Source organism: Cystobacter fuscus (genome assembly GCF_002305875.1).
Lineage (GTDB): Bacteria > Myxococcota > Myxococcia > Myxococcales > Myxococcaceae > Cystobacter > Cystobacter fuscus_A.
The window spans coordinates 4,661,947-4,672,597 of the sequence record NZ_CP022098.1 but is presented as its reverse complement, the minus strand read 5'-3'; the positions used below and the strand labels follow the sequence as shown (position 1 = coordinate 4,672,597).

At 69.5% G+C, this 10,651-nt stretch carries 12 protein-coding genes; 2 read left to right on the top strand and 10 right to left on the bottom strand.

The genetic code is table 11. The features are described 5' to 3' along the window. Window positions 1–12 precede the first annotated feature (12 nt). The 3 genes from CYFUS_RS19275 to mtgA form a co-directional block, all read right to left on the bottom strand. Complete coding sequence (locus CYFUS_RS19275) at window positions 13–936, bottom strand: DUF2135 domain-containing protein (RefSeq protein WP_095986553.1); 924 nt, start codon at window positions 934–936, stop codon at window positions 13–15. A 30-nt stretch (window positions 937–966) separates the two neighbouring features. After that, on the bottom strand, window positions 967–1,350 hold the full coding sequence (locus CYFUS_RS19270) for an SET domain-containing protein-lysine N-methyltransferase (RefSeq protein WP_157758527.1): 384 nt from the start codon (window positions 1,348–1,350) through the stop codon (window positions 967–969). A 93-nt stretch (window positions 1,351–1,443) separates the two neighbouring features. Continuing rightward, window positions 1,444–2,355: a monofunctional biosynthetic peptidoglycan transglycosylase gene (mtgA, locus tag CYFUS_RS19265; protein WP_232537654.1), complete on the bottom strand. Its 912-nt coding sequence runs from the start codon at window positions 2,353–2,355 to the stop codon at window positions 1,444–1,446. 162 nt (window positions 2,356–2,517) lie between these two features. Here mtgA and CYFUS_RS19260 point away from each other — a divergent pair, with 162 nt between their 5' ends. Next, window positions 2,518–2,820, top strand: coding sequence for a hypothetical protein (locus tag CYFUS_RS19260; protein WP_095986551.1), 303 nt, complete (start codon window positions 2,518–2,520; stop codon window positions 2,818–2,820). A gap of 7 nt (window positions 2,821–2,827) precedes the next feature. On the opposite strand, the gene CYFUS_RS19255 is transcribed toward CYFUS_RS19260, so the two are convergent. Further along, on the bottom strand, window positions 2,828–3,115 hold the full coding sequence (locus CYFUS_RS19255) for a hypothetical protein (protein WP_095986550.1): 288 nt from the start codon (window positions 3,113–3,115) through the stop codon (window positions 2,828–2,830). Window positions 3,116–3,224: 109 nt separating this feature from the next. Between CYFUS_RS19255 and msrA the strand changes: the two genes are divergently transcribed. Continuing rightward, complete coding sequence (gene msrA / locus CYFUS_RS19250) at window positions 3,225–3,884, top strand: peptide-methionine (S)-S-oxide reductase MsrA (RefSeq protein ID WP_095986549.1); 660 nt, start codon at window positions 3,225–3,227, stop codon at window positions 3,882–3,884. 10 nt (window positions 3,885–3,894) lie between these two features. Here msrA and CYFUS_RS19245 read toward each other — a convergent pair whose 3' ends face one another. Genes CYFUS_RS19245 through CYFUS_RS19220 form a run of 6 tightly spaced genes read right to left on the bottom strand, consistent with a single transcriptional unit; the run spans window position 3,895 to window position 10,432 of the window. Beyond that, a complete protein-coding gene (locus CYFUS_RS19245) occupies window positions 3,895–5,148 on the bottom strand; it encodes an ABC transporter permease (protein ID WP_095986548.1) in 1,254 nt (417 codons plus the stop codon). A gap of 8 nt (window positions 5,149–5,156) precedes the next feature. Continuing rightward, window positions 5,157–6,389, bottom strand: coding sequence for an ABC transporter permease (locus CYFUS_RS19240; protein ID WP_095986547.1), 1,233 nt, complete (start codon window positions 6,387–6,389; stop codon window positions 5,157–5,159). After that, window positions 6,386–7,144 (bottom strand): ABC transporter ATP-binding protein, encoded by a 759-nt coding sequence (locus tag CYFUS_RS19235; RefSeq protein WP_095986546.1) that lies wholly within the window; start codon window positions 7,142–7,144, stop codon window positions 6,386–6,388. The genes CYFUS_RS19240 and CYFUS_RS19235 overlap by 4 nt, the downstream gene beginning before the upstream one ends. Then, window positions 7,141–8,394 (bottom strand): efflux RND transporter periplasmic adaptor subunit, encoded by a 1,254-nt coding sequence (locus CYFUS_RS19230; RefSeq protein WP_095986545.1) that lies wholly within the window; start codon window positions 8,392–8,394, stop codon window positions 7,141–7,143. The genes CYFUS_RS19235 and CYFUS_RS19230 overlap by 4 nt, the downstream gene beginning before the upstream one ends. Further along, a complete protein-coding gene (locus CYFUS_RS19225; RefSeq protein WP_095986544.1) occupies window positions 8,391–9,719 on the bottom strand; it encodes a TolC family protein in 1,329 nt (442 codons plus the stop codon). The genes CYFUS_RS19230 and CYFUS_RS19225 overlap by 4 nt, the downstream gene beginning before the upstream one ends. Further along, window positions 9,716–10,432, bottom strand: coding sequence for a YIP1 family protein (locus tag CYFUS_RS19220; protein WP_269770274.1), 717 nt, complete (start codon window positions 10,430–10,432; stop codon window positions 9,716–9,718). Before CYFUS_RS19220 ends, CYFUS_RS19225 begins: the two co-directional genes overlap by 4 nt. Window positions 10,433–10,651 lie beyond the last annotated feature (219 nt).

Here is a 10,651-nt window from a genome sequence, read left to right as displayed (position 1 = left end):
GGGCCAGGGCCCTCACTCGCCTTCGCCGCCGCCCTCATCCGGGCCGCCGCCCTGGGTGAGCGTCTTGACGGCGTCCTCCAGGTTGACGGGCCACGCGGGGGACTTGGGGACCGGGCCCTGTCCGGGCACGTACACCTCGGCCTTGCCCTCGCCCAGCACGTTCACCCACGCGAGCACCCGCGTGGAGCCGGGCGTGGCGAGCGGGATGCGCACCATGCGGCGCACCTCCTGGGGCGTGCCCTCGTAGAGCGCCACGTTGAGCGTGGCCACGGTGTGGGCCTTGTCGCCGCTGGGCCAGTAGTTGGTGGCGATGAGGTAGACGCCCTGGGGCGGGGCCCGGTGCACGTAGAGGTAGGGGCCGTAGGCGGGATCGTCGAAGGACGACTCACCCTGCTCGTTGAGGAAGAAGGTGCCTCCGCTGGGGCTCTCGGTGTTGGCCCAGTACACGTGCGCCATCTTGCGCAGGTCCAACTGCGCGCCCTTGCCGTCCTTGCCCGGGGTGACGCTGTCCTGGGTGGGCTCGTAGATGTGCAGGTCCGTGTAGACGCCCTCGGTGTCACTGGTGAGGATGGCCTTGAGGGGCACGGGGGGAATCTGCGCGTAGCTGGTGGCCTGGGCGCGCGTGGTGCCACCCTGGTTGGTGGCCATCACCGTGACGACGTTCTTGCCGCTGGCGGCGGGGAACTTGCGCCGGAAGCGCCCCCCGAAGGTGCGCATCAGGTAGCGGTCGCCGTTGATGGAGAGCACCACCGGATCGATGGTGGTGTCACTCACCGAGCCCTCCACGAGCAGCATCCGGTCCACCGTCCACCCGCCCGCGGGAGCGGTGAGGCGCACCGTGGGGGGCGTCTTGCCCTTTCCGATGGGGACGCCCTGCTGCCGCGGCGGCGCGGGCGGGGCCTGGGTGAGCAGCACGGCCAGGAGGACGGACAGCATCGGGAGCTCGTGAGTGGAGGGGAAGGAGGGTCAGATCGGCTGGAACCCCAGTTCGCAATTGTAGTCGAACGTCAGCTCTTCTCCAGGGTCGATTCGCCGCAGGGCCTCCACCAGGAACGTGTTCGGGTGCGGGCCGTCCTTCAGTTTGACGTTGGGCTGGGTCGAGTGGTTGTAGAGCATGAGCAGCCCCCCCGCGATGGCGAACTCCCGGCCGGGCTCGTCGCTCCAGTACAGCAGGTAACGATCGAAGACCGTCCCACCCAGCGGCACGGGCAGGTCCTTCTTGGGGATGATGATCGCCGGCACCACTTCCACCGCCTCGCCCGGGGCGAAACCACGCAGCGCCACCACTCCACGGCCCTTGCCCGGGATCTCCCGGAACCCCACGCTGTTGGTCTGAGGCACGACTTGCATACGCGAATCCATGGCTCCTGAAAGCGACGCGGCGGACGAAGAGCGCCAGCGGCGCGCCACATGTACTTCAAGGCGGATTGTTTTTCTCGGGGCTCACGTCTCCTCGTCGTCCCCGGCCGCGTCCGCCTTCTTGCCGCCCATCAGCGCGTCGATCTCCGCGTGCGCGGCGGCGGCCTGCTGCGCATCGAGCCGCTTCACTCCCTGCATCTGCTCGATGACCCAGTGGGCCCGACGCTTGAGGGCCGGCGAGCCCGAGGCCGGCGAGCGCCGCCGGGGCGCGGGCAGCATGGACGCGAGCAGGGCGCCCTGCGCCGGGCTGAGCTCCGCGGCGGAGACCCCGAAGTGCTCCCGGGCTCCCGCCTCGATTCCGTACACCCCATTCCCCCACTCCACCACGTTCAGGTAGAGCGCGAGGATGCGGCGCTTGGGCAGCGCCTTCTCCAGCCTCCGCGTGAGCACCAGCTCCTTCGCCTTGCGCAGAAGGCTGCGGTCCGTGGACAGCCACAGGTTCTTGGCCAGTTGCTGGGTGATGGTGGACGCCCCCCGCCCCAGCTTCCCCTGGCGGATCGCATCGTCCAGGGCGTTCTCCAACTCCTTGGTGTCCACACCATCATGGAGGAAAAAGCTCGCGTCCTCGGAGAGCACCACCGCGGCGATGGCGTGCTTGGACACGTTGGACAGGCCCACCCAGGTCTGCCTGCGCCGGGGCTTCTGATTGGCCGCGCGCGCCTCCTCGGCGCGCTGCTCGATGAGGGCCGTCGTCTTCGGGTTCTGCTTGAGCAGCGGCTCGGCGTCCGGAAGGCGCGCGTACTCGTAGGACGCGAACGCCACGAGCCCCAGGAACAGCACGCCGAGGATCCGGCCCGGCCACCGGAGGCCCCCGGAGGAGGCCGCCTTGGGCGCCTTGGAGGGCTTGGGGGTCTTGCTCCCGGGGGACGTCTTGCTCGTCTTCGTCCGACCCGACGGGGGGCCCTGCTGCTTCAGCTTGATGGTCCGGCTGCTCATGGGGGAAGTCCCCTCTACCCCGAAGCCCTCCGGGAGGAAAATTCACCTCTGGCGACTTCCCTCCTGGACGGATGGAGCACCCGGCACGGGCCTCGTCTGCCCGCTCGTCCCCTTCCCGATTTCCACCCGGCGGCCGATCTTCCCCTCTCCAGGGAGGGAGTCATGAGCATGGGCACGAGGATGGTGGGGTGGCTGGCGGTGGGAGCGGCGTTGCTGGGGGTGGGCACGGTGGGGTGCGCCCAGAGCGGCATGGCGTCGCAGGAGGACGCGCAGAACGGGCCGGTCGAGGATGGGATGAACGGGCGCTGCGACTACGAGGATCCGAACCGGTACTACGTCTCGCGGGAGCCCGAGCAGTGCGCTCGCATCCGGTTCGTCTGCCCGAATCCGGCGGACTCCACGCCCCCCGTCAAGCCGAACTACTTCAGCGACCGCTGTGGCTGTGGCTGCGAGGCCGAGCCCTAGCGCGGACTCACTTCCACCAGAGCCACAGCGCCAGGCCCAGGGCGACAACTCCCAGGACCGCCCCGAGGCCCATCAGGCCCAGCAGCCAGAGGGGACGGCGCTTGCGGATGATGGGCACGTACTCCGGGGTCCGGTCGACGCGGTCCAGCTCGACGCTCAAGCGTCGCTGCACGGTCACGGGCAGGGTCCGGCCCAGATCTTCCGGACGCACGAGTTCCCCGTTGATGAGCAGACGGGGGCGGCCGGCGGCGGACGGCTCGGAGGAGTCAGGAGGAGAAGAATCGGAGGCCGGCATCGGATCCTCACTGTAACCCAGACGGCGCTCCCTCAAGTGCCCGTCTGCCCACGAGCCAACAGAACAGGAAGAGCGGCGCGCGCTCCCCCCGGGCGCTAGACTCGGCGGCATGTGGCAACTCCTCAATCCCCACAAGCAGAAGCTCCCCAGCCCGGCGGAGGCCCTTCCGGGCCGTTCCACCCGGATGAAGGTCCCCGCCCGGCACCACGTCAACGCCACCCCCCTCGAGGGACCCCTCCCCGAGGGCATGCAGGAAGCCGTCTTCGGCCTGGGCTGCTTCTGGGGGGCCGAGCGCAAGTTCTGGCAGACCCCGGGCGTCTACTCCACGTCCGTGGGCTACGCCGGAGGCCTGACGCCCAACCCTACCTATGAGGAGGTATGCTCGGGTCGCACCGGTCACACCGAGGTGGTGCGCGTGGTGTTCGATCCCCGCAAGCTCTCCTTCGAGGCGCTCCTGAAGGTCTTCTGGGAGAGCCACGATCCCACCCAGGGCATGCGCCAGGGCAACGACACGGGAACCCAGTACCGCTCGGCCATCTACTGGACCACCGAGGAGCAGCACCGGCAGGTGGAGGCCTCGCGCGAGGCGTACCAGAAGGTGCTCGGCCAGGCGGGCTACGGGCCCATCACCACGGAAGTGCGCCAGGCGCCCGAGTACTACTACGCCGAGGACTACCACCAGCAGTACCTGGCGAAGAACCCGAACGGGTACTGCGGCCTGGGCGGCACGGGGGTGAGCTGCCCGGTGGGCGTGGTGGCCGCCTCGTAGCGACCCGGTGCTACTCGCTGCGCATGGCCTCGACGGGATCCAGCCTCGCGGCGCGGGCCGCGGGGTAGATGCCGAAGATGAGCCCCACGCCGGAGCTCATCCCCAGCGAGAGGGCGACGGCCCAGGCGGGCACCACGGTGTTGAAGCCCAGCACCCAGCGCACGAGGAAGGCCAGCCCGAAGCCCAGCCCCACGCCGATGGCGCCGCCCAAGAGCGCCATCATCACCGCCTCGGTGGCGAACTGGCCGAGGATGCGCGCCTTGCGCGCGCCCAGCGCCTTGCGGATGCCGATCTCCTTGGTCCGCTCCGTCACCGACACCAGCATGATGTTGAGGATGCCGATGCCGCCCACCACGAGCGACAACAGGCACACGCCGAAGCTGGCGATGGTGATGACCTGGGAGAGGCTGTTGAAGGTCTGGGTCATCGACTCGTTGGTGTGGACCTCGAAGTCGTTGGGCTCGAGCGGAGCCACCTCGCGCCGGCGGCGCATCAGGTTGGTCACCTCCTCCTGGGCCTTGGACAACAACTCCGGCGTGGTGGCCTGCACCGACAGCTGCAGCGAGCCGCCCGCGCCATAGAGCAGCTTGTAGACGCGCAGGGGGATGAAGACCTCGTTGTCCATGCTCACCATGCCCAGGAAGCTGCCGCGCCGCTGGGTGACACCCACCACGGTGAAGGGCCGGCCCTTGATGCGCAGCTGCTGGCCGATGGGATTCATGCCCGGGTAGAGCGCGTCCACCACGTCCATGCCCAACACCACCACCTGACGCCCATCCACCTCGTCCACCGGGCCGAAGAAGCGCCCCGAGGCGATGTTGATGCCGCTCGTCTCCAGGTACTCGGGGGTGGCGCCGGTGACGTCCACCGAGGGCCGCGTCTCCAGGTTCGCGGTGGACAGCTTCTGCCCCCCCTCGCTGTCCGACGCGGACACCTGGAGCACCGAGGGGCACGTCTCCAGGATGGCGCGCACGTCCTCGAGCGTCATGTTCTTGCGCATGGCGTACTTGCGCCAGTTCACCCGGCCGAAGCCCACCGGCCACTTGCTCACCTGGAAGGTGTTGGCGCCCAGCTGGGACAGATCCTTGTTCACCTTGAGGCGCAGCCCCTCGATGAGCGCCATCATGGTGATGACCGTCATGACCCCGATGACGATGCCCAGCAGCGTGAGCAGCGAGCGCAGGGGGTTGCCCAGGAAGGTGCCCACGGCGAGCCGCAGGTTGTCGGTGGCCGCGAGCCAGGAAGCGCGGAAGCGTCGGAGCATGGGGAGACTCATTCGTAGCGGAGCGCTTCCACGGGATCCAGGTTGGCCGCGCGCGCCGCCGGCCAGATGCCGAACAGCAGGCCCACCAGCGCGGCGAAGGCCACGCCGCCCACCACGGTGATCCACTGCACGTCCGCGGCCAGGGGGGTGAGCAGCGAGAGGATCTTCGCCGTGCCCAGGCCCACGATCGTGCCCGTCAGCCCCCCGAGCGCGGATACGGCCGAGGCCTCCATGAGGAACTGCAACACGATGGTGCGCTTGCGTGCCCCGAGCGCCCGGCGGATGCCGATCTCCCGCGTCCGCTCGCGCACCGACACGAGCATGATGTTCATGATGCCGATGCCGCCCACCAGCAGGGTGATGAAGCCCACCCCCACCGCCACGCCGAAGAGCGCGCCGGTGAGCTGCTCGTACGTCTTGGCCATCATCTCCGGCTTGTTGATGGAGAAGTCGTCCGGGGCGCCCGGGGGCGTGGCGCGCACGCGCCGCAGGATGCCCACCAGCTGATCCTCCGCCTTCTTCATGTCCTCGGAGCGCTCGATGGAGATGGCGATGCTGAAGCCCCGGCCCTTGCCGAAGGTGGAGTAGAACGTCTTGAAGGGCATGACCACCTTGAGATCCTGATCATTGCCCAGCATCTTGCCCTTGGACGCGAGCGTGCCCACCACCTGGAAGGGGTGGCCATCGATGCGCACCGTGCGGCCCAGGGGATTGAGCCCGGAGAAGAGCGTGCCCACCACGCTGGAGCCGAGCACCACCACCGGACGCGTCACGGCGTCATCCGCCTCGGTGAGGGGCCGGCCGGACTGGAGCTGATAGGCGGCGACGGACAGGTACTCGTGCGTGGCGCCGGTGATCTCCACGGTGGACACCTGCTCGCCATTGAAGGCCACGTCGCCCACGCGGTTCACCACGGGCGACATGCCGGAGATGTAGCTGGACTGCGCGCGGATCTGCTCCAACTGCGGCAGGGTGAAGTTCTTGCGGTTGCGGTACATCCACCAGTCCCCCGTCATCACCCAGGGGAACTTGGAGACGTAGAGGGAGTTGGTGCCCATGCTGGCCAGCTGCTTGTCGAAGGAGCTGTTGAGCCCCTGGATGATGCCGACGATGGCGAGCAGCGTGGCCACGCCGATGCCGATGCCCACCGTGGTGAGCACCGTGCGCATCCGGTTGGCGCTCAGCGAGAAGAACGCGATGCGCGCCCCCTCGAACAGGTCCACCCTCACCGCCCGGCTCATGCGCCCTCCACCGCATGCAGCGGCGCCCCATGCCCCAGGGCCACCTCGCGCCCGGGTCCATCCGCGACGATCTCCCCGTCGCTGATGCGGATGGCCCGCGGACAGCGCGCCGCCAGCTTGGGCTCGTGCGTGACGAGCACCAGCGTGTTGCCCGCGCGGTGCAGCTCCTCGAACAGGCGGACGATCTCCTCGCCCGTGGCCGAGTCCAGGTTGCCCGTGGGCTCGTCGGCCAGCAGCATGGAGGGCTCGGCCACGAGCGCCCGGGCGATGGCCACGCGCTGGCGCTGACCGCCGGACAGCTCGTTGGGCCGGTGGTGCATGCGGTGCTCCAGGTGCACCTTGGCGAGCGCCGCCCGGGCCCGCTCGCGCCGCTCTTTCGCCCCCAGGCCCCGGTACACCAGGGGCAGCTCCACGTTGGAGAGCGCCGTCTCGCGCGGCAGGAGCTGGAACGTCTGGAAGATGAAGCCGATCTCCTCGTTGCGCACCACGGCCAGCTCGTCGTCGACCATGTGCGACACGTCCTTGCCGTTGAGCAGGTAGCTGCCGCTGGTGGGCGTGTCCAGGCAGCCCAGCACGTTCATGAGCGTGCTCTTGCCCGAGCCGGACTGGCCGATGATGGCCACCCACTCGCCCCGGCGGATGCCGAAGGAGACACCGCGCAGCGCACGCACCTCCTCGCCTCCCACGTGGAAGACGCGCGTCACGTCCCGGACGTCGATGAGCCGGGCATCACCCGGGAGCGCCGCCGTGCTCACGACTTGCCACCACCCGGCCCACCCAGCATCGGCTCGTTCACCAGGTCTCCCGACTTGAGATCCTTGGACAGCGTGCGGTAGGGGCCCTCCACCACGCGCTCCCCCTCCTGGATGCCCTCGAGGATCTCCAGATCCGTGTCGGAGGCGATGCCCGTGCGCACCCGGCGCGCCTGCGCCTTGTTGTCCGAGTCCACCACGAAGACCACCTTGGCGAGCGACTCCGCGCGGTGGGGCGCCGTCAGGCCACCCTCCACCGGCGGCTTGTAGTCCGGCAGGCTCTTCTCCGGCCGCACCGTCACCGCCTGGATGGGCACGAGCACCGTGTCGTTGTGCACCTCGGCGGAGATGCGCACCTCGGCGCTCATGCCCGGCAACACCCGGGGCGGCCGCGTGCTCAGCGCCACCGTCACCGGGAAGCTCGTCACCTCCGACTCGGTACCCGGGTTCTTGATGAGCGCCTTCTGGGCGATGTCCACCACCGCGCCCTCGTAGGACTCGCCCTCGAGCGCGTCCACGGTGATCTCCGCCGGCTGGCCGGGCTTGAGGTGCACCACCTCGTGCTCGCCCACCTCGAACTTCACCTCCATCACGTTGAGCGCGGCGATGGTCATCACCACGTCCTCGGACAGGTCCGAGCCGCGCACGCGCTCACCCACCTCGCGCGACAGCTCGATGACGTTGCCGTCGATGGGCGACAGGAGCGTCGTCTGGGCGAGGTTGTTGCTCTGCTCCTCGTACACGGCGGACGCCTGGGACAGGCGCTGCTGCGCCGCCGCCAGCCGCACCACGGCCGCGTCCCGCGTGGACTTGGCCACTTCCAGCTCGGCCGCCGAGGCGAGCTGCTTGTTCGCCAGCGCCTCCACGCGCGCGAGCTCCGCGTTGGTGCGATCCACCTCCACCTGGACGACCTGCGCGTCCGAGCGCGCCGCGGACTGCGCCGCCTGGGCCTGCTTCGCCCCGGCCGCGTACCGGCGCGGATCGATGCGGCCGAGCACCTGGCCCTTGCTCACCCGCTCGCCCTCCCGCACCTTCAGCTCCACCAGGTCTCCGGAGAGGTTGGAGGAGATCTTCACCGTGGTCGCCGCCTGGACCTTGCCGGCGCCGGTGATGGTGCGGGTGATTCCGCCCTTGCGGGCCTTCGTCAACTGGGCCTCCACCGAGGGAGGAGGCCTGTCCTTCAGCCCTCCCACGGTGATGGCCGCCGCCCCGAGGAACAAACCGCCCGCGATGATCGCCTTCCACCACTTCATTTCGCTTCTCCCGGATTCAGCGTTCCCATGGCGCGCATCAGCGCGAAACGGGCGACCTCCACATCAATCCTGTTCTCGAGCAGGGTCAGCTCCGCCTGCGTGAGCTTGAGCTGGGCGTCGCGCACCTCGAGCGTCGAGCTGACGCCCGCGTTGAAGCGCTCGCTGGCGAGCGCCAGGGCGTCGGCGGCCGCCTTGCGGTTGGCCTCGGCCAGCTCGGTGGCGATGATCTGCGCCTCCAGCGTCGCATGCGCCTGACGCACCTGCCCTTCCAGATCCCGCTCCGCCTGCCGCAGGTTCAGCTCGGCCACCCGGCTCTGGGTCCGGGCCTGGCTCTCCTGGGCCGTCGTGGCCCAGCCATTGAAGAGATCCCACGACAGCGAGAGGCCCCCGCGCACCGAGTTCTGCAGCCGAGGCTGGAGGAAGACGATGTCCGCGTCAGGACCCCCGCGCTCCAAATCCACGGAGAGGGACAGCCGCGGCAGGAAACCCGAGTGGGCGATGCGCTCCTGCAACTCCGCGGCGCGCAGCCGCTCGCGCAGCGCCACCAACAGCGGCCGGCGGGTCCGCGCCTCCTCGAGCGCTTGCGACAGGGACAGGACGGGCTCGGGCGCGCGACGCAGCAGCTCCGGCTCCACCGCCGTCACCTCCTCGGCGCCCGGCAGCGCCAGCCACGTGGCGAGCTGCACCTGGTTGCCCACGAGCTCGGACTGCCGCGCCACCACGGCGATGCGGTCATTGCCCAGGTTCACCTGCGCGGACAACTCCTCGGCCTTGCCCACCCGGCCCGCCACGAACAGCGCCCGGGCGCGCTCGAGCTGCTCCTCGCTGCGCTTCACGTTGGCCTGGAGCACCTGGATGGTGGCCTGGGTGCGGTAGAGCAGGAAGAAGCGCTGGATGCCCTCCTGCTCGCTGGCGTCGCGATCCTCCAGGGCCTGGCCCCGCTGCGACTCGAGCTGGGCGCCGCTCTGCTCCAGCCGCGCCCAGATGGACCGGTCATAGATGACCTGGCGGATGGACACGCTCGCGCCGAAAGTCGCGAAGGTCGCCGCCGGCACATCCACCGGGGTGTTCACGTAGCCCCCGTCCGGCGAGGGCACGACGTTGTAGTCGCGCGAGGGGCCCGAGTACACGCCGGTGGTCCCCACCTGGAAGCCCACCTGGGGCAGCAGCGAGGAGCGCGCGATGCGCACATCCTGTTCGGAGGAGGCCACCTGGAGCAGGGCCGAGAGCGACTGGGTGTTCTGTCGGCTACGGACCCGCGCCTCCTCGAGCTGGATGGGCGTGGGGGCGGCGGCGAGCACCGCGGCGAGCAGGACCGCGTTCATGCCGCACCTCCCGCCTTGGCCGCCGCGATGCCGGGCAGGCCCACGAAGACCACGCCGATGAACATCACATAGAGGACGCACCCGAGCGCCACCGCCCGGGTCCGGCTCATGCCCGTGGCCGCGGAGAAGCCCAGCCCGAGCAGCACCACGCTCCACAGGTTGAAGAAGTCCACCCCGCGCAGCACCCGCTCCATCTTGGGCGACAGGCCCCCCAGCGCGGCCAGGCTCGAGGGCACCAGATCCTGCACACGCGCCTCGGACAGGGCGGGCTGGGCGAACGCGCAGACCGTGAAGACCAGGTGGTAGAGCGCGATGGGCAGCATCGCCAGCGCCGCCGCCGACAGCAACCGGCCAAAGGGCGCGCTCCGATCGAACAGCCACGCGCACACCCACAGCAGCGCCGCCAGCACCAGCGTCTGCAGCGGCATGAGGAGCACCCCCTTGAGGAGGCCCACGATCAGCGCCTTGCGGGGGGCGCTCTGGATCTCCTCGGACAGCTCGCTCTCCGTCATCCGCTCGAGCTGGCCCGACATCTGCAACCGCTGCACCACCGAGGCCCTCGCGTCCCAGCGCAGGGAGAACGCCGTGCCCGAGGCGGACACACACAGCACGAGCAGAAGCAGGGGCCACACCCAGCGATGGGCCTCGACCGCGGCGCGCGTCGCGTCGAGCGGATCGAGAAGTACCCGGGCAGGTTGAGCAAGTGAGATCATAGTCAAGGAGAAGGCGATCAGGAGCCGCGCGAGAATGTACGCGAGAGGACGCACTTCATTGCAAATGCGCCTGACCCCTGTCACCCCCAACAGGCTGGCGGCCCACCCCTTCCCGGACATCTTCACCCAGGGCGGAGTCAAGGTGTAGCGGCCTGTTACGGAAATTTTGCCGCGAGGATCCGAAGGGTGTATGTGCTCGCCTGCTCGCCTTCTGGAGTC